This is a genomic window from Rossellomorea aquimaris, from assembly GCF_008180865.1.
Lineage (GTDB): Bacteria > Bacillota > Bacilli > Bacillales > Bacillaceae_B > Rossellomorea > Rossellomorea yichunensis.
Genome location: NZ_VTEX01000001.1, coordinates 1,453,648 through 1,473,150, shown reverse-complemented (window position 1 = coordinate 1,473,150; position 19,503 = coordinate 1,453,648). Strand labels below are relative to the sequence as shown.

Annotated in this window: 20 protein-coding genes; 18 read left to right on the top strand and 2 right to left on the bottom strand. The window is 41.3% G+C overall.

Annotated elements, in window-relative coordinates; translation table 11 throughout:
• Positions 1-517: 517 nt before the first annotated feature.
• Positions 518-1,639, bottom strand: a complete 1,122-nt coding sequence (locus tag FZC88_RS07560) for an IS110 family RNA-guided transposase (protein WP_148994237.1) — start codon at positions 1,637-1,639, stop codon at positions 518-520.
• Between the two features lie 1,009 nt (positions 1,640-2,648).
• Here FZC88_RS07560 and FZC88_RS07550 point away from each other — a divergent pair.
• The 7 genes from FZC88_RS07550 (at position 2,649) to FZC88_RS07520 (ending at position 7,528) form a co-directional block, all read left to right on the top strand.
• Positions 2,649-3,113, top strand: coding sequence for a YpiF family protein (locus FZC88_RS07550; RefSeq protein ID WP_148969456.1), 465 nt, complete (start codon positions 2,649-2,651; stop codon positions 3,111-3,113).
• A gap of 140 nt (positions 3,114-3,253) precedes the next feature.
• Entirely contained in the window at positions 3,254-3,763 is a 510-nt protein-coding gene (locus FZC88_RS07545; protein WP_044336348.1) for a QcrA and Rieske domain-containing protein, read from the top strand.
• A gap of 13 nt (positions 3,764-3,776) precedes the next feature.
• Positions 3,777-4,451: a menaquinol-cytochrome c reductase cytochrome b subunit gene (gene qcrB, locus FZC88_RS07540; protein ID WP_044336350.1), complete on the top strand. Its 675-nt coding sequence runs from the start codon at positions 3,777-3,779 to the stop codon at positions 4,449-4,451.
• Positions 4,452-4,499: 48 nt separating this feature from the next.
• Positions 4,500-5,270, top strand: coding sequence for a menaquinol-cytochrome c reductase cytochrome b/c subunit (locus tag FZC88_RS07535; protein WP_148994235.1), 771 nt, complete (start codon positions 4,500-4,502; stop codon positions 5,268-5,270).
• A gap of 63 nt (positions 5,271-5,333) precedes the next feature.
• Positions 5,334-5,930, top strand: coding sequence for a lipoprotein heptaprenylglyceryl N-acetyltransferase LhaT (lhaT, locus tag FZC88_RS07530; protein ID WP_148994234.1), 597 nt, complete (start codon positions 5,334-5,336; stop codon positions 5,928-5,930).
• Positions 5,931-5,996: 66 nt separating this feature from the next.
• Entirely contained in the window at positions 5,997-6,788 is a 792-nt protein-coding gene (gene ypjB / locus FZC88_RS07525; protein WP_148994233.1) for a sporulation protein YpjB, read from the top strand.
• A gap of 59 nt (positions 6,789-6,847) precedes the next feature.
• The gene (locus FZC88_RS07520; protein ID WP_148994232.1) at positions 6,848-7,528 is read left to right on the top strand and encodes a zinc metallopeptidase; all 681 of its coding nucleotides are present in this window, start codon (positions 6,848-6,850) and stop codon (positions 7,526-7,528) included.
• A gap of 65 nt (positions 7,529-7,593) precedes the next feature.
• Here FZC88_RS07520 and FZC88_RS07515 read toward each other — a convergent pair whose 3' ends face one another.
• On the bottom strand, positions 7,594-8,463 hold the full coding sequence (locus FZC88_RS07515) for a YitT family protein (protein ID WP_148969452.1): 870 nt from the start codon (positions 8,461-8,463) through the stop codon (positions 7,594-7,596).
• Positions 8,464-8,624: 161 nt separating this feature from the next.
• Between FZC88_RS07515 and FZC88_RS07510 the strand changes: the two genes are divergently transcribed.
• From FZC88_RS07510 to dinG, 11 genes are all read left to right on the top strand, one after another.
• Positions 8,625-8,978: a nucleotide pyrophosphohydrolase gene (locus FZC88_RS07510; protein WP_148969451.1), complete on the top strand. Its 354-nt coding sequence runs from the start codon at positions 8,625-8,627 to the stop codon at positions 8,976-8,978.
• Positions 8,965-9,735, top strand: coding sequence for a 4-hydroxy-tetrahydrodipicolinate reductase (gene dapB / locus FZC88_RS07505; protein WP_148994231.1), 771 nt, complete (start codon positions 8,965-8,967; stop codon positions 9,733-9,735). The genes FZC88_RS07510 and dapB overlap by 14 nt, the downstream gene beginning before the upstream one ends.
• A gap of 12 nt (positions 9,736-9,747) precedes the next feature.
• Positions 9,748-10,155: a methylglyoxal synthase gene (gene mgsA, locus FZC88_RS07500; protein WP_148969449.1), complete on the top strand. Its 408-nt coding sequence runs from the start codon at positions 9,748-9,750 to the stop codon at positions 10,153-10,155.
• A 1-nt stretch (position 10,156) separates the two neighbouring features.
• On the top strand, positions 10,157-10,858 hold the full coding sequence (bshB1, locus tag FZC88_RS07495; RefSeq protein ID WP_187443531.1) for a bacillithiol biosynthesis deacetylase BshB1: 702 nt from the start codon (positions 10,157-10,159) through the stop codon (positions 10,856-10,858).
• Positions 10,859-10,862: 4 nt separating this feature from the next.
• Positions 10,863-11,987, top strand: a complete 1,125-nt coding sequence (bshA, locus tag FZC88_RS07490; protein ID WP_148994230.1) for an N-acetyl-alpha-D-glucosaminyl L-malate synthase BshA — start codon at positions 10,863-10,865, stop codon at positions 11,985-11,987.
• Between the two features lie 42 nt (positions 11,988-12,029).
• On the top strand, positions 12,030-13,226 hold the full coding sequence (locus tag FZC88_RS07485) for a CCA tRNA nucleotidyltransferase (protein ID WP_148994229.1): 1,197 nt from the start codon (positions 12,030-12,032) through the stop codon (positions 13,224-13,226).
• Entirely contained in the window at positions 13,211-14,194 is a 984-nt protein-coding gene (locus FZC88_RS07480) for a biotin--[acetyl-CoA-carboxylase] ligase (RefSeq protein ID WP_148994228.1), read from the top strand. Before FZC88_RS07485 ends, FZC88_RS07480 begins: the two co-directional genes overlap by 16 nt.
• Positions 14,195-14,474: 280 nt before the next feature.
• The gene (gene panB, locus FZC88_RS07475; protein WP_148994227.1) at positions 14,475-15,314 is read left to right on the top strand and encodes a 3-methyl-2-oxobutanoate hydroxymethyltransferase; all 840 of its coding nucleotides are present in this window, start codon (positions 14,475-14,477) and stop codon (positions 15,312-15,314) included.
• Positions 15,311-16,180 carry a pantoate--beta-alanine ligase gene (gene panC / locus FZC88_RS07470; protein WP_148994226.1) on the top strand — a complete coding sequence of 290 codons (870 nt, stop codon included), beginning with the start codon at positions 15,311-15,313 and terminating at the stop codon, positions 16,178-16,180. The genes panB and panC overlap by 4 nt, the downstream gene beginning before the upstream one ends.
• Positions 16,173-16,556, top strand: a complete 384-nt coding sequence (gene panD / locus FZC88_RS07465) for an aspartate 1-decarboxylase (protein ID WP_148994225.1) — start codon at positions 16,173-16,175, stop codon at positions 16,554-16,556. The genes panC and panD overlap by 8 nt, the downstream gene beginning before the upstream one ends.
• 118 nt (positions 16,557-16,674) lie before the next feature.
• Positions 16,675-19,476 carry an ATP-dependent DNA helicase DinG gene (dinG, locus tag FZC88_RS07460; protein ID WP_148994224.1) on the top strand — a complete coding sequence of 934 codons (2,802 nt, stop codon included), beginning with the start codon at positions 16,675-16,677 and terminating at the stop codon, positions 19,474-19,476.
• Positions 19,477-19,503 lie beyond the last annotated feature (27 nt).

The window sequence follows — 19,503 nt, the reverse complement described above, 5'->3', positions numbered from 1 at the left end:
CGGGGAGGAAGTCGAGCCTCCTGATATGAACGAAACTGTCAATACTCATTATGCACATCGATTTAAAGGCAACTTTAATAAAAGAAGCCTTTTTAGCTCCTTCTTTTATTTTGCGTTAAAGCCGTTACTGGCTAGACTTTCTCCTTCTTTAGCTTACTGACCCCTTCTCATCTCATCCCATAGCTGTCAAATGGTTTTCTTGACAGCTATGGGATGAGATGAGACGATTTTTGAGCTAAAGAAACTATATATTTCCTCCTTTTTCTAATAGAAGGTAAGAACACGGCACGAAGGCAAAAATTCTACTGCGGTTTGCATTCTGATATTCGTGGGTTCACACATTTTATCTTTCCGTATAAAGGACTGATCCACTAACTCGGGTCGTGCGTTAATCTAAAGAGATATAGCACAGAGGAGGCCACGTGGGTTTTCCTTTCCGGTTTTACTCTTTGCCTTCGAGCCCTATTCTCATTCTTCTATGGTTTACCTTACTCTTCGAGCTACAAGTATACGTTTTTTAATTTGTTTTGAATCTCGGTGTTTCTTCTACTTCTTGCATTACAGCCCATATAAACCCTGCCAATTCTCTAGCCACAGCCGTTACGGCTTTTCCTTTTTCTTTTCCTCTGGATAGGAGACGATAATACTTATTGTGAAGGCGATTTTGTGCTTTCCAAGAGATCGCTTGAATGGTAGGGGATTGGCCACTCTGTCTCCGTTTAAGTTCACCCCTGACTGCTGGTTGGTAACGGTAACTCCAGGCTGATTCCACCAGTAACCTTCGAACATGTCTATTACCCGTTTTGGTAATGTTCCCTTGTTTTCGCCTTTCTCCACTCGAATACTCACTGGGGATTAGTCCAACATAGGCCATAAATTCTCGAGGTGTAGAAAAACGCTTAAAAGACCCGACTTCAGCTACAATGCTTGTCGCCGTGACAAGCGCAACTCCCCTTAGTGCTTGGAGTGCTTGTATTCTAGGTGCATGTACGCCTTCATTCGCTTGAATTCTAATTTCTTCTTCTAGTCGTAGAATTCGTTGTTCCAACTCTTTTAATTGGTGATAATATTCTTGRAATACAACACGTAAATGGGCATTTCCAAATTTCAGCGTATCCAACCACCGCATATATTTTACTGTCCACTTATTCACTCCTGAAGGAGGATTGATATTATTTCGCAGTAGAAATTTACTTAAGCGGTGTTTCGCTCTTAACTCATCTTCTTTTGCGTCTTCTCGACACCTGACAAGATCTCGCAGCGCCTCATCTTCGGGTGTAGGTACGTATACAGATGTTAATTCACCAGCCCTAAATAACTGAGCCAGCCTAATAGAATCTCTCCGATCTGTTCTAATACGCTCACCTGGTCTTTGAGGAATAAGAGATGGGGCAATGACCTCACAGTGAATACCCAGCGTTAGAAATAACCTATATAAGGCATAACCTGTTGGCCCCGCTTCGTAACAAACTCGCAATGTATCTGGACTCCCAAGTTTCTTCATCAACTTCTTTACAGCTTCCTGGGTGTGAGAAATCATCCCCCAGTATCTTGGTTCTAATCGTCCTTCTTCCGCAATAGCGACAGCAATTTTTTCTTTTGATACGTCTAAACCAACGTATTTTATGGTATCCTTCATAGTAACTAGCTCCTTCCGTAATGTAGCTCTGATTTGGTTTTTGTTTTTACTTCAGAAACAGTCTAACCAAATTAACCTACGATGTTACGAGTAAGGAGCTAGTTTTCGTTCATGATAACTCGNCTGGACTCCCAAGTTTCTTCATCAACTTCTTTACAGCTTCCTGGGTGTGAGAAATCATCCCCCAGTATCTTGGTTCTAATCGTCCTTCTTCCGCAATAGCGACAGCAATTTTTTCTTTTGATACGTCTAAACCAACGTATTTTATGGTATCCTTCATAGTAACTAGCTCCTTCCGTAATGTAGCTCTGATTTGGTTTTTGTTTTTACTTCAGAAACAGTCTAACCAAATTAACCTACGATGTTACGAGTAAGGAGCTAGTTTTCGTTCATGATAACTCGACGTACCGTCTGTGGGGTCTCAACCTTTCCTCTATTTCCCGCAGGAGTCAAATGCCTTCCGCTACAATCCACTCTGTGCTTCGATATTTTGTCTGCATATGCCAGATAGAAAAACACAAAAAACCATTCCGAATATTGAAAAATTCAAATTTGGAGTTGAGCATCTTCCGCTTCAATAAACTAAATAAGCATGAATTTTGATATTAGAAATTTAAAAATACACCAACCAATCTTTTAAAATGATTTTGTCCCTTTTAAGCTCTGTAACGTTAATTTCTTACAGATGGTGAGGGGAAGTGCGTAGACTCCTGCGGAAGTACGGTCGTGCCGAGACCCCGTTCGGCTAAGCTGAGGAGGCTCGGCCGAACGTCCGCGGAAAGCGAAGCACTTCCACTCACCATCCAGCACAAACAAATTGGCAGAGACTAGGCATACCTTATTACTTAAAGCAACAATCTTTTCGAAAAAGAGCCTCATTCTATAGGTTCAGATAAATAGGAAGAAGGTTTATGGAGCATACTATTAAAAAAGTGAAATCACTTTTAAACGAGTGTTATAAAGTGATATGATGGGAAGTGAAAATGAAAGAAGAAACGAGGGTTTTACAATGAATTGGAACGTTAAAGATATTGAAGTCTTTGAATCTGAAAAAGAATACATAGATACTGCCGTCATTCCGATTGTTCCTGTTGATTTCCTAAAGGATATCAAGACGTCCGCAGCACAATCCGAATTCATCACGCTGCTTACCTTTCACCTTGAAAGACAATTTAAAGGCAGGATGATCATGACACCTCCATTTACGTATACTATGTCTGCTTCCAGAGAAAATGAGGTTTCAAGATTAACCCAATGGGCAGAAGAATTAAGTGCCAGCGGAGTGAAGCATACGTTCTTTCTTACATCGGACAGCGAATGGAAAAAGGTAGAGGGGGAATTGCATGACCGCTTGATTTGGGTGCCCTCTATACCGCTTGAGCATTTAGATGAACAGTACAAACATTCCATCATGGAAGATCAAGTGAAACAGCTCTTAAATGTGATTGTACAAAAATGGCAAAAAAATTCATAAAAACTTCACATTGTGTCCATCATTTAGATTAGAGAGTTATTGACCTTGTATAGAGTTTAATATATCATAGTTATGTCCTAGTTTTATATTTGTGCGAAATATGTCCGATGGACTTACCTTACGATAGAGGGGGGAAAAGGATGAGCAAACATCGTGTATCTAGACGTCAATTCCTTAACTATACACTTACGGGTGTAGGCGGTTTCATGGCGGCAGGAATGTTAATGCCGATGGTTCGATTTGCTGTAGATCCAGTATTAAAAACTTCAGCTGCTGGAGAATTTAAAGCGACAAAGCAAAAAGTTTCAGAGTTAACAAATGAACCAGTACGTGTCGATTTCTCTTATGAACAAAAAGATGCGTGGTACACATCAGAAGTAACACAAACTGCATGGGTTTATAAGAACAAAGAGGGGAATGTTGTTGCTCTTTCACCAGTATGTAAGCATCTTGGATGTACTGTTAACTGGGCGGGCGACAAGAGTAACCCAAACAAGTTCTATTGCCCTTGTCATGGTGGTCTGTATGAGAAAAACGGGAAAAATGTTCCTGGTACACCACCGACAGCACCGTTGGATGTATATCCAACAAAAGAAAAAGACGGTATTTTATACCTTGGACAACCTGAACCAAATAAATATGTTAAGTAAGGGGGCGTAATCTGTGCTGAACAAAATCTATGATTGGGTTGACGAGCGTTTGGACATTACGCCTTTGTGGCGCGATATTGCGGATCACGAAGTACCTGAACATGTAAACCCGGCGCATCACTTTTCAGCGTTTGTTTACTGCTTTGGTGGATTAACATTCTTCGTTACCGTAATTCAAATTTTATCTGGAATGTTCCTGACAATGTACTATGTTCCAGATATTAAAAACGCTTGGGAATCTGTGTATTACCTGCAAAATGAAGTTGCATTTGGACAAATTGTCCGTGGAATGCATCACTGGGGAGCTAGTTTGGTTATCGTAATGATGTTCTTACATACACTACGTGTCTTCTTCCAAGGTGCATACAAAAAACCTCGTGAATTGAACTGGGTTGTTGGAGTACTTATTTTCTTCGTAATGTTAGGACTTGGTTTCACTGGTTACTTATTACCGTGGGATATGAAAGCGCTATTCGCTACGAAGGTTGGTATTGAAATCGCAGCTGCTACACCATTTATCGGTGAGCAAGTGAAGATCTTACTCGCAGGAGATTCTTCTATCATTGGTGCACAAACACTAACGAGATTCTTCGCTATTCATGTATTCTTCCTGCCTGCAGCATTGCTTGGACTAATGGGAGCTCACTTCCTGATGATCCGTAAGCAAGGTATTTCAGGACCACTATAAGATACGAACATAAATTAATAAACCTTAAATTAGAAGGAGGGGGACGCTATGCATCGAGGAAAAGGGATGAAGTTTGTAGGGGACTCACGTGTACCTGCAGGCAGAAAGCCGAATATTCCTAAAGATTATTCGGAGTTCCCTGGAAAAACAGAGGCTTTCTGGCCAAACTTCTTACTAAAAGAATGGTTAGTTGGAGCTGTTTTCCTAATCGGTTATCTATGTTTAACGGTTGCTCATCCATCACCGTTAGAGCGTGTTGCCGATCCAACAGATACTGGATATATTCCATTACCTGACTGGTATTTCTTATTCTTATACCAATTACTTAAATACACATATGCATCTGGACCTTATAATGTTATTGGAGCATTCGTTATTCCTGGAATCGCATTTGGAGCGCTTTTACTTGCTCCATTTATCGACGTAGGACCTGAACGTCGCCCAACTAAACGCCCATTTGCAGTAGGATTCATGTTATTGGCACTTGCAGCAACATATTTCTTGACTTGGGAATCAGTTGTGACTCATGACTGGGAAGCAGCGAAAGAACAAGGTAAGATCCAGGCTGAAGTGGATATCGATAAAGAATCTGAAGGATATAAAATCTATGCAGACCAGAAAAATGGTTGTATTAACTGTCATGGTGAAAATCTGCAAGGTGGAGCAGGACCTTCTTTAGTTGCAACTGGCCTCTCACCTGAAGAAGTAGCGGATATTGCTAAAAACGGTAAACCACCAGGCATGCCTGCAGGGTTATTTAAAGGATCAGACGAAGAGCTGGACAAACTGGCTGAATTCATCTCTGGTTTAAAAGAATAAACAATGAAAAAGGGCCGGCTTACGTTGGCTCTTTTTTTCTACTTGAAAGAGAGGATTAAATATATGCTCTGGATCATGTCCATCTTGAAGAATAAAACGTTTATATGGTTGCTTCTCATTGTGAATTTGTTTGGCACCATATACGGTTATATATGGTATCTCCCTCAACTACGAAATACTCCCTCGCAATTTTTAGTGTTTGTTCCCGACAGCCCGACAGCCAGTCTGTTTTTTTGTTTTGTTCTCATAGCATTTTTACTGAATCGAAATTGGCCATTATTTGAAGTGTTAGCCATTATCACGCTATTTAAATACGGGATATGGGCTGTGGTAATGAACTTGTTGACCCTGTGGGTTTCCGGTAATTTACCTTGGGAGGGCTATATGCTCATGGCGTCACATGGAGCAATGGCTTTACAAGGGATATTGTATTCTTCCTTTTACCGAGTGAGGATTTGGCACATTATAGTCGGTGCCGTATGGACTGTACATAATGACATCATCGATTACGTATATATGCAGTATCCCGTTTATTCAAGTTTGTATATGTGCATACAACAAATTGGATACTTCACTTTCTGGTTAAGTATTGTCTCAATCGTTATCGCTTATTTCTTCACACAAAAAACGAAACGCTTGGATATTCAACTTATCCCATAGTCTTTTTTTGGTCTACTCTTGTCCACCCTTTCATAAACTTTACTAGTAGTTTTAGGGGGGACAAGTATGAAATTTATCCAATTCTTTATCGCGCTTTTCTTTTTTCTCATTTTAATACCTCACCCATTAAATGCAGTAGAGTCGACGTCTCCGATGAACGAGCTTGATGAAGTTGCAGACCAGGCCTTGCAAATGACAAAGGCTGGAAGATACGAAGAAGCGAAACATCTACTGGTTTATTTCTCTGATGAATTTGCGTCTTTGAGTGCCCAACGGTCTTTTTCAATGGATGAGCTTAGAATTCTCACCATCTCACATAATCTGGCAGTGGAGAGTATCAATCAAACCTCCGCTGACATGGAGCAGAAGGTGAACGCCGTTACAAAGTTCCGCCTTGTGATGGATGCTTTAAGCAGTCAATATCAGCCTTTGTGGGTCGAAATGGAAGACCCGATAATGGAAGCATTTAATGGAGTGAAGTCGGCAGCGGAAAATGGAGATGTAGATGAATACCATACAACATTGAATATGTTTTTATCGAAATATAATATTATTCAACCAAGTATTAAATTAGATATTCCGATCGAACGCGCTCAAGCCCTGGACGCAAGGATTACTTACTTGGATCATTACCGGCAAGACGTGTTGGAAAGTACGGAAACCATGACCGAATTAACATCCTTGGAAACTGACTTAGAGAAGCTGTTTGAAAATAAACAAGAGGATGAAGCAGATCCTTCCCTTTGGTGGGTGATCATATCAACCGGCAGTATCATTGTCTCTACATTATCTTATGTAGGTTGGAGAAAATATAAAGGACAAGGGGAATCAAAAAAGTCAGAGCGTCAAAAAAATTGACAGGATCTTTATAGCACTATAAAATTTAGATATCTAAACATCTGGAGGTTATTGCGATAATGGCAGGATTTTTAATTTACTTTTTACTCATTGCTCTTATTCCAATCGGAGCTCAAATGCGTGTAAAGAGTACGTTTAAGAAATATTCAAGAGTGGCCACCACCTCAGGTATGACCGGCAGGGAGATGGCTAGGAGGATTCTCGACGACAATGGATTACACAACGTGAAGGTCGTGGAAGGCAGAGGTTTTCTAAGTGACCACTACAATCCGATTACCAAAGCGGTTGCATTGTCACCTGATAACTATCACGGACATTCTGTAGCGGGAGCAGCTGTGGCGGCCCATGAAGTCGGACATGCGATTCAAGATGCTGAAAGCTATGCATTTTTACGGTTCCGCCATGCTTTGGTTCCAGTCGCTAACATAGGCTCCAATATGTCCTGGATCTTCTTACTGATCGGAATGTTCACTCAAATGACTGGAATGTTCCTACTTGGTATCATTCTGATGGCAGCGGGGGTTGTGTTCCAATTAATCACCCTTCCTGTAGAATTCAACGCTTCTTCCCGGGCGATGAATCAGATCGTTTCACTTGGGCTGATTCGGAATGAAGAAGAACGACATGCACGTAAAGTATTGAACGCCGCGGCGATGACATATGTAGCTGCTGCTGCAGTTGCGGTTATTGAATTACTTAGACTTGTATTAATCTTTACTGGGATGAATAGTGACGATTGATTAATAAAGAAGAAGCTGGACTCTAGTTTTGAGCCCAGCTTCTTTTTGTATATTGAAAATCCATATTAGTCATGTAAAGGATTCTTGTCTGCGTCTAATGTAAACCCTTCGCCAAGTACGTCATGTACAACGGTGACGGAGACGAATGCATGTGGATCGACGCTTGTGATAATATTTTTCAGCCGGACGATTTCATTTTTCCCGACTACACAGTAGAGCACTTCCCTGTTTTGTTTCGTGAAGGAACCATGTCCTCTGAGCACAGTTACTCCCCGATCCATTTTTTCATTGATGACACTTGCTATTTCTTCATGGCTGTCGGAAATGATCATAGCCCCCCTGGCTGAGTATGCCCCTTCCTGCATAAAGTCAATGACCCTTGCCGCAACGAATACAGCTACCAGTGTATACATGGCTTCCCTGTATTCCAGGTACGTAATAAGAGAGACTCCAATGACAACGGCGTCAAACATAAACATCGTTTTCCCCATGCTCCATCCTATGTACTTATGGGCGAGTCGAGCGATGATATCAACGCCACCTGTCGTACCGCCATATCTGAAAATAATCCCGAGTCCAACCCCGATAAATACCCCTGCAAATAAGGCTGCAAGAAACAGATCACCTTCCAGGTTGATCGTCATTTGATATCTTTGGAAAATCCATAGAAATACAGAGAGGCTGACGGTTCCGAGTACAGTATAGTAAAAAGCTTTCTTTCCGAGAAGCTTCCATCCTAAGAAAAATAGGGGGATATTTAAGGCCAGGTTGGAGTAAGACGGATCAATGTCAAATAAAAAATAAAGGATAAGTGTTATTCCGGTAAATCCGCCTTCAGCCAATTTATTTTGGATATTAAAATGGACAAGTCCAAATGCGAAGATAGCTGAGCCCAACAGGATGAATAATATATTTTTATAGCGTAAACCCAACATGTGTGTTTCCCTCCTTCTATTCGTATTATCTCGTTGACAGAGACATTATATAAGAAGAGAAACAAACTGGCAATGAAGAGTTAATAAATCAAACGTAATATTTGTCAAACGGAAAGGATTTAGCTAACATGATAGGAGATACTGAAGGAGTGTGGCTTCTTATGGAAAATAAAAAAACGATGGATCAATTACAAAAAGAAGTAGACCAATACATAAGTCAATTTAAAGAAGGGTATTTCAGTCCATTGGCAATGATTGCGAGGCTCACGGAAGAACTTGGGGAACTGGCGAGAGAAGTGAATCATCATTATGGAGAAAAACCTAAGAAGAATTCAGAGGAAGAAAAAACGATAGAGGAAGAGCTCGGGGATTTATTGTTTGTGGTCATCTGCCTTGCGAACTCCTTGGATATCAGCCTGGAAGAGGCCCACGATCGTGTGATGCATAAATTTAATACAAGAGATAAGAATCGCTGGACAAGAATTGAAAGTGGGGATGAAGATGGAGCAAATTAACGTCACTATTGCTGGACCAAGAGGAAGAATGGGGAAAGAAGCGGTTCAGTTAGTAAAGGATACTGAACATTTTACGCTTATTAGTGTGATTGATTATAAGAAAGAAATAGATATAGATGTACCGGTGTACGCGGATATTGAATCATGCTTCCAAGATCAAACCCCAGATGTGCTTATTGATTTAACAACTCCGGAAGTGGGTTATCACCATACGAAAACGGCCCTTGAATACGGTGTTAGACCGGTTGTGGGAACGACAGGTTTCTCTACAGATGAATTAAATGAACTTAAGACCCTTGCAGAATCAAAGTCATTGGGATGTATCATTGCCCCCAATTTTGCGATTGGTGCAGTACTTATGATGAAATTTTCCCAGATGGCAGCTAAGTATTTCAATGATGTCGAAATCATTGAATTACATCACGATCAAAAACTGGATGCACCTTCAGGGACTGCCGTTAAGACAGCCGAAATGATCAGGGAAGTGAGAGAATCGAAGCAGCAGGGGCACCCTGATGAAAAGGAAACGCATACTGGTGCAAGAGGGGCGAATGTAGATGGCATGCATATCCATAGTGTCCGCCTGCCCGGATTAATTGCTCATCAACAGGTGATGCTAGGGGCGGAAGGTCAGGCATTAACGATCCGTCATGACTCTTTTAACCGGGGAAGCTTCATGTCTGGAGTGAAAGTTTCCGTTGATACGGTCATGAAGCTGGATACACTTGTGTACGGGCTGGACAATATTCTAGATTAAAGGGTGAGTGTTATGAATATCGCATTAATAGCTCATGATAAGAAAAAAGATGATCTTATTCGTTTCGTATTGGCATATAAGTCAATAATTGAAGAACACGCTCTTTTTGCCACTGGAACAACGGGAAAGAGAATCGGGGAAGAAACGGGATTATCTGTCCATCGATTCCGGTCAGGTCCACTGGGGGGAGACCAGGAGATAGGTTCTTATATTGCCAATAATAATATGGATCTTGTCCTGTTTTTTAGAGACCCTTTAACTGCTCAGCCACATGAACCTGATGTATCTGCACTAATCAGACTATGTGATGTGTATCAAGTCCCATTAGCTACCAATATGGGAACAGCAGAAGTATTGGTGAAAGGGCTTGAAAGAGGAGATATCGAGTGGCGAAGTGTGGTAAAGGATAAGGAGGAGTAAAGTGGATCAACAAATAGACATCCTCGCATTTGGAGCACATGCCGATGACGTGGAGATCGGTATGGGCGGCACCCTTGCAAAATATGCGGCCGAAGGAAAGAAGATTGTGATTTGTGATCTCACAGAAGCCGAGCTTTCTTCAAATGGAACCGTTTCTTTGCGTAAAGAAGAAGCAAGGTCAGCTGCACATATATTAGGTGCCTTCAAGAGGGAGACCTTGGATGTTCCTGATAGAGGAATTTACATAACTGATGAAAACATTCAGAAAGTGGTTAACGTGATCAGAATGTACAAGCCGAAAGTGATATTCGCTCCCTACGATCAGGATCGTCATCCTGATCATGGGAATGCTTCACAATTGATCAAAGAAGCTTTTTTTTCAGCTGGAATTCGGAAATTCCATTCCACAACTCAGGCACATAAAGCGGATAATCTGTATTTTTATATAATCAACGGCTTTCACAAACCTCAATTTGTAGTGAATGTTGAGGCCTATATGCAAACGAAGATTCGAAGCTTAGAGGCATATACGAGCCAATTTACTCAAGGGGCTGAAGGAGTGTCTACTCCGTTAACGGAAGGATACATAGAAGCGGTAGAAGCAAGGGAGCGAATGATGGGGAAAGAAGCGGGCCTACGTTATGCAGAAGGATTCTTTTCTTATAACACCCTAATATTGCATCAAGATTTGTTAGGAGATTAATGGTATGAAAATGAAAATAGGTATTACCTGCTACCCGACTGTTGGAGGTTCTGGCGTAGTAGCTACAGAACTGGGGAAATTATTAGCAGAGAGAGGCCATGAAATTCACTTTATTACCTCGAGTATTCCATTTCGGTTGAATAAAATGTATCACAACATTTACTTTCATCAAGTCGAAGTGAGTCAATATTCAGTGTTTCAATACCCGCCTTACGATATAGCACTGGCGAATAAGATGGCAGAAATTACTGAGCGTGAAAACCTGGACATCCTTCATGTACATTATGCAATCCCACATGCAGTCTGTGCCATTTTGGGTAAACAAATGTCTGGTAAAGATGTAAAGATTGTCACCACCCTGCACGGCACAGATATTACCGTACTAGGTTATGATCCTTCTTTAACAGGAGCGATTCGATTTGGGATCGAAAAGTCAGACGTGGTGACCGCGGTTTCTGCCGCATTAGTGAAACAAACCAATGACTTGATACAGCCGGATAAGGACATTCATACTGTTTATAATTTCATAGACGAAAGAGTATACAAAGCAGTAGATTCTCAGCATCTTAGAAATGAATATGGGATTAAGGATAATGAAAAGGTCATTATTCATGTTTCCAACTTTCGTGGGGTGAAAAGAGTAACAGACGTAGTAGCTGCATTCAACCTTATACAAAAAGAGATCCCGGCAAAGCTCCTTCTTGTTGGGGACGGACCTGAAATGACGGTTATTTGCAGGCAGGTGGGAGAACTCGGATTAGAAGATAAAGTATTGTTCCTTGGAAAACAGGATAACTTGGAGGAGCTTTATTCGCTTAGTGACATCAAACTGCTGCTTTCAGAAAAAGAAAGTTTCGGTTTAGTTGCCCTGGAGGCTATGGCATGCGGTGTGCCGAGCATCGGTACAAATGTAGGGGGCATCCCTGAAGTCATTGAGGATGGATACAACGGCTTTATATGTGAAGTCGGAAATGTTGCTCAAGTTGCAGAAAAGTCTCTGTTATTGCTTAAAGATGAAACACTTCACAAAGAACTTTCGGGACATGCTCTACAAACGGCCCGAACAAAGTTTCATTCCAGCAAAATTGTAGAAGAGTATGAACGGATCTACAAAGAGCTACTATCATGATACAGTCGGAAGGAAAAGATCCGAGTAAAGCAGGTGTTAAATATGTTACCGAGTATATTCCAACAAGCAATACCCGTTTTAAAGAAGATTGAAAGGGCTGGCTTCGTTGCCTATTTCGTTGGTGGATCTGTCAGGGATCACTTCCTGAGCCGTCCGATTAATGACGTAGATATCGCAACGTCAGCCTATCCACAAGAATTAAAGGGGATATTTCCGAGAACAATTGATATCGGGATAGAACACGGGACTATTCTGGTAATAGATGAGGGAAGAGAATATGAAATCACGACATTCAGAACTGAATCTGGATATGCGGACTTTAGGAGGCCGGATAAGGTAGAATTCATTCGCTCCTTAGAAGGGGATCTTGAGCGCCGTGACTTTACGATGAATAGTATGGCCATGGATGCTGATGGGAAAGTATATGATCCCTTTAAGGGCATGAATGACATACATAATAGAGTGATCCGCACTGTTGGGTCACCGGACTTGCGGTTTGCAGAAGATGCTCTTCGTATGATGAGGGGAGTGCGGTTTGTCAGTCAATTAGGCTTCAAGGTGGATCCTGATACATTGAATGCGTTAGAAGAGCACTCAAGGCTTCTTAAGCATATAGCCGTAGAAAGAAAAACGATGGAGTTCGAGAAAATTTTAGGAGGTAAATGGAAACGAGAGGCGCTTGCCCTTCTCGTCCGTACCAACCTATATCGTGAACTCCCTCATTTAACTCAACAGAAGGAAGCCCTTCATGATGTAGCGAATCTTGTTCGATTAGAAGATATAAATAAAGACCAAACATGGTTACTTCTATTAGCATATATCGGGAATATTGATACAGAGGAGTTTCTAAAAGGCTGGAGGCTTCCGACGAAAACGATACGGGAACGTTCGAAGGAGCTTGGAATCTTAAAGGAAAGAAGGAAGTCCGGATGGTCTAAGCCCTTGCTTTATCGGGCCGGCCTGGAAGCAGCCATTAATATTGAGAAAGTCTATGAATGCTTAGAAACCAAACCCGTTTCTTCTGTAGAAACCGTGAAGGAAGAATATCATTCTTTAGCGATTACATCGAGACAACAACTGGATGTAACAGGAAATGACTTAATGACATGGTCGAACAAAAAAGGTGGTCCATGGATGAAGGAACTTTTGGCTGAAATTGAATGTGCGATTGTAACCAATACAATCAATAATGATAAAGAAACGATAAGGAGGTGGCTACAGACATGCAATCGACTATAAAGAAGAAACTGCTTCACGCATTATCTGAATCGAATCAGGAATTTTTATCCGGACAAGCACTGGCTGATATAGCAGGCTGTTCTAGAACGGCTATATGGAAGCATATTGAAGAACTTCGCAAAGAGGGTTTTGTGTTAGAAGCCGTAAGAAAAAAAGGATATCGAATTATTGAAACCCCTGATAGTGTGACAGAAAGTAAGATCCGCTTAGGATTACAAACGAAAACGTTAGGCAGAGTGATCCACTATGAGGAGTCGGTTCAAAGTACACAACGCATCGCTCATGTACTTGCCGGCGACGGCGCATCAGAAGGTACATTGGTCATTGCAGATGAACAAACTGCCGGAAGAGGCAGGTTAATGAGAGAGTGGCACTCATCAAAGGGAACGGGAATTTGGATGAGTCTTATCTTAAAGCCCCTCCTTCCTCCCCAAAAGGCACCGCAGTTTACCCTCATTACTGCAGTCGCCGTCGTTCAAGCCATCGAGGAAGTAACAGACCTTCATCCTCAGATCAAATGGCCGAATGATATTCTTATTGACGGAAAGAAAGTGACGGGGATTTTGACGGAGCTGCAAGCTGAATCTGATAAGATAAATTCCATTATTATCGGGATCGGCATGAATGTAAATCATACGAAGGAACACTTTCCTGATGAACTTCAGAAGATTGCCACCTCACTGGCCATTGAACAAGGAGAACCTTTATCTAGGTCAGAAATTGTTCAAAAGGTGTTAGAACGGATCGAATCCCTATATTCTATGTATATGAAGGAAGGCTTTACTCCGGTCAAGCTGTTATGGGAGAGTTATGCAATCAGTATCGGTAAGAAAATCCGTGCCCGCACGATCAATGGAACGATTGAAGGAAGGGCACTCGGAATAACCGATGAAGGCGTTCTGAAGATTGAAGACTCAGCAGGGACCATTCATCAGATTTATTCTGCAGATATTGAAGTGAATATTTAAGTTAAACCGGGATGGAGGCAATTCCAATGCTTCAATCCCGGTTTTTTTATGGTATAATCTCATTGGGCAGTATCCTTGGAACTGCACCCCAGTACGTTCAGCTTTAAAAACTTTAATACAATTTCTGCCTTGATCCATTGTGGACTGGGACAGAGGGTCGAAACAATGATATTAAACACTTATGATCCTTCTGTCATTTATTCAGGAGGTTTTTTTATTTCTGTAATGAAAGTGCTTTCATTTCGTTTCGTCACCTCTGACTGAAAAGAAGGAGGACACTATGAAACAAACAACGGATTTTCTTAAGATGAAAAATAAGAGAGAAAAGATTTCCATGCTTACAGCGTATGATTTTCCAAGTGCAAAGATAGCGGAAGAAGCGGGAATTGATGTGATCCTTGTAGGTGACAGCCTCGGAATGGTTGTATTGGGCTATGACTCAACGGTACCTGTTACAGTTGAAGATATGATCCATCATACGAAAGCCGTAAAAAGAGGGGCGAAAGATACCTTTATCGTCACTGATATGCCGTTTATGTCCTACCATTTGTCAAGGGATGAGACTCTTAAAACAGCGGCTCAGATCCTTCAACAGGGAGGCGCACATGGGGTGAAGGTAGAGGGTGGAGATCATGTGATTGAACGTATCCATTCCCTTACAAGTTCCGGCATACCCGTTATGGCTCATTTAGGTTTAACCCCTCAATCCGTCGGTGTCCTTGGAGGATATAAAGTACAAGGGAAAACAGCCGACTCAGCCAAAAAGTTGATCGATGATGCCATAAAATGTGAACAGGCAGGTGCCTTTGCACTTGTGTTAGAGTGTGTGCCAAAACAAATAGCCAAAGAGATTTCAGAAGCATTAACGATTCCGACGATTGGTATTGGTGCAGGCAGTGAGGCAGATGGCCAGGTATTAGTGTTCCACGACCTTGTAACATATGGGGTGAATCGTGTGCCTAAGTTTGTTAAACAATACAGCAACGTATCAGAAACCATTCATAGCAGCATAAAAAACTATATAGATGAAGTTAAAGGGAAGAGCTTCCCATCAGATGACCATTCCTTTACGATGCGGGATGAAGAATTGGATGCTCTCTATGGTGGAATGAAAAAATGAAAGTGATAACGAACATACAAGATCTTCAAGCTTCGATACAACAAGTTAAGAATTCAGGGGCCTCTATCGGGTTTGTCCCTACAATGGGTTACCTTCATGAAGGGCACATGACTCTAGCGGAGGAAGCGAGGAAAAACAACGATGCTGTCGTGATGAGTATCTTTGTAAACCCCCTGCAGTTCGGTCCGAATGAAGACTTCGACCGCTATCCTCGTGATGTTGAAAGAGATACAGTGTTAGCAAAGAATGTTGGGGTTGATATACTCTTTATTCCTGAAGTAGTAGAAATGTATGATGGGAAACAGTCTGTAACCTTGAGTGTGATAGAGCGGGTAGAAGTACTGTGCGGACGAAAACGGGAAGGTCATTTTGACGGAGTGGTGACCGTATTGACTAAATTGTTTCACCTTATTCAGCCGACCAAAGCGTATTTCGGACTGAAGGATGCCCAGCAGATTGCAGTAGTGGAAGGGTTAGTAAGCGATTATTTCTTTCCGGTGGAAATCGTGAGGGTGCCTACCGTCAGGGAAGAGGATGGATTGGCGAAAAGTTCAAGAAATGTTTATCTATCAAAAGAAGAAAGAAGGGAAGCTCCTTCACTGTATCAAAGTCTGATAGAAGCAAAAAATCGTATTGCTGCCGGTGAGAGAGACCCTGATTCGATTATTTCCATGATTTCAATGAACCTTCAAGAAAATACCTCGGGAAAAATCGATTATGTGGAAGTGTACTCCTATCCTGAGCTAAAGGAACTGTCCAGATTACAGGGTGAGATCATTGTCGCTCTGGCAGTTCAATTTCAACAGGCCAGATTAATTGATAATATAATCATCAGTGTAGAACCAGAGGAGGATTTAAATGTTTAGAACGATGATGAGTGGTAAAATCCACAGAGCGACTGTAACAGAAGCGAATTTGGATTATGTAGGAAGCATTACCATCGATCAGGATATTTTAGATGCAGTCGGAATGATGGCGAATGAAAAGGTTCAGATTGTAAACAACAACAATGGAGCCCGCCTGGAGACTTATATTATTCCAGGTGAAAGAGGAAGCGGCGTCATATGTTTAAATGGAGCAGCTGCAAGACTTGTGCAAAAAGGTGATATTGTCATCATCATATCGTATAAACTGGTAGCTGATGAAATGGTCCATGATCATATCCCGAAAGTAGCTATCATGGGAGAAAATAACCGTATCATTGACATGATCGGAACAGAACCTGAAGCGACAATACTATAAAAGAAATCAAGGCAAGTCTTCTAATTTGTGAATAGGAGACTTGCTTTTTTGTTTATGGTACACTTATTTAGAAATCATAAGAGTATGAAGAAGGATCTATATAAAGGCAGTGAAGAACATGTACCCATTTAAACTCGTTGTTATCGATCTTGAAACAACAGGAAATTCCCCTAAAAAGGGAGAAAAAATCATCCAACTATCAGCGGTTATTATAGAAAACGGAAAGATCATTGACCAATACACATCATTTGTGTCACCTGGAAAACCGATTCCTGCGTTTATTGAGGAATTGACGGGGATCAATGATGAAATGGTCAAGGACGCTCCTGCTTTTCATGAAATTGCACCGAAAATACTTGAGCTTCTGGATCATGGCGTTTTTGTTGCTCATAACGTCCAATTCGATCTATCATTCCTTCAAGCAGAACTGGAAGATGCAGGCTATAATCCATTTACCGGTCCTGCCTTCGATACAGTAGAATTAGCTAAAGTGGCTTTACCATCAGCAGATAGTTTTAAACTGACGGAATTATCCAATTCTTTGGAATTAAGTCACGTAAGGCCACACCAGGCAGACAGTGATGCCTATGTGACAGCCGAAATTCTTCTTTATTTTATTGAAGAATTGTCAAAGCTGCCCTTAGTCACACTCGATAATCTTCACAAGCTTTCACATCATTTGAAAAGTGATCTTTCCTTATTGTTTGACAGTATTGTGAGTGAGAAACAAAAACACGTAGAGGATCTTCCACCACAGTTAGAGGTGTATCGAGGACTGGCTCTTCGGAAGAAAGATGCTTCAAAGAAAGATGTTCCACCTATTGAAGAGCTTCATGTTGATGAACCTGTTATAGAAGAATACTTGGCACAATATGTTCCCTTCTATGAGAAGAGAGTGCAGCAAATGGAGATGATGGATGAGATTCAACATGCTTTTCATGAATCCCGCCATGTGGTAATAGAGGCGGGAACAGGTGTTGGAAAGTCACTGGGCTACTTATGGCCTGCGGTCATGTTTGCCAAGGGATCCCATGAAAAAGTGGTCATCAGTACATACACCATCCAATTGCAAGAACAATTACTTCATAAAGAAATTAAATTATTGGAAAAAATAAGCCCTACACCATTCAGAACCGTACTGCTAAAAGGGAAAAATCATTACATAAACCTGTTTAAGTTTGAACAGTCTCTAAGGGAAGATGAGTCTCAATATGACGTAGTTCTGACAAAGATGCAAATTTTGGTATGGCTTACACGAACAGAGTCCGGTGATATGGATGAACTTAACCTTACTTCCGGGGGGCAGTTGTTCTGGAATCGTCTAAAACATGACGGCTGGCACTTACCTCATACGAAAGATCCCTGGGTCGGGAAAGACTTCTATCTTTTCGCAAGAAAGAGTGCTCAAGAAGCAGATATCATCATTACCAATCACTCAATGCTACTGACTGATATCGTGAAGGAAAGCAGCATGCTTCCTCCATACGATTACTTAGTGATAGATGAGGCTCATCATCTGGAGAAGTCAGCAAGACAGCATCTTGGTGTTGTAATGGATTATCTCGCGATTAAGTTTAATACGTCCCAGTTAGGAACCCTGGACCAAAAACAGTTGTTCTATCGACTTGATCAACTTATTTCCAACCACTCAGTTCAAATGAATACACACTCATTTGAATTGGATTCTCGTATCAGTCAGTTTTACGTTGATTTAGAAGAGGCCATCGGAGTGTTAACGAGCGTCTTCTATAAGAAAGCCAAAAAGAGGACCGGGGTACAAAAAATACAGCTGAGAATTACGGACGAAATGAAAAGGAGCAGCTACTTTCAACCTGTACTCATGTCCATGGAACGGGTTATTTCTGGAATGAAGTTTGTAGAAAGAGAGTTTCAGCAGATTTTGGAGGCAATAAAGGATAAGAAGATCAAGCTTGAGGATAAAGAAAAAGCCCTGATTGAAGAATTCCACAGCTTTTTAGTGGATTGGGCAGAGTTGAGAATGAATTTTCAAACGGTCTTTTTAAGAGATATGAACAACCATGTTCTCTGGTTAGATGGAGATACAAGATCATTACCGAATAGTCTTTCTATCCAAGCTCAACCAGTTACCGTCAATCGTAATCTTCAAGATGAGATCTTTGCCCAAAAGAAAAGTGTCGTCCTTACTTCAGCTACCTTGACCGTCAGCGGTTCCTTTAATTACTTCTTAAACGAGATTGGACTCATAGGTCAAGGGGTAAAACAGTTACAGCTTTCTTCTCCTTTTGACTACAATGAAGTGTCAAGATTATTCGTGCCAACAGACGTCCCTGAAATTCAGCAAGTCCAAAGTGAAGAATATATTGAAGCAATAAGCTCGCATTTAATAGGAGTGGCTCAAGCGACGAAAGGCCGAATGCTCATCTTATTTACGTCTTACGATATGTTAAGGAAAACGTATGAACTGATGAAAGAAAGTGGCTTATTAGAGGAATATGTATTAATGGCACAAGGAATTACATCAGGAAGTCGTACACGTCTGACAAAGAACTTCCAGCGATTTGACAAGGCGATTTTATTTGGAACGAGTAGTTTCTGGGAAGGTGTAGACATTCCCGGGGAAGACCTGTCTTGTCTTGCCATGGTCAGACTCCCATTCTCTCCACCTGACGAGCCTGTCAATCAGGCAAAATCAGATATCCTTAAAGCTCAAGGGAAGAATCCGTTTTCTTCTCACTCTTTACCCGAAGCAATTATTCGATTCAAGCAAGGGGTAGGGAGGCTGATTAGAAGAAGCAGTGATCGGGGAATCGTGATTGTATATGACCGCAGAGTGATGACGACAAGGTACGGTAAGGCTTTCTTGCAGTCCATTCCTTCAATGGAAGTAAAAGAAGGCGATTTATTTGATTTGGTTTCATGGATTGAAGATTGGCTCTAAGAGATTAAACTTCAGTGATAAATTTTA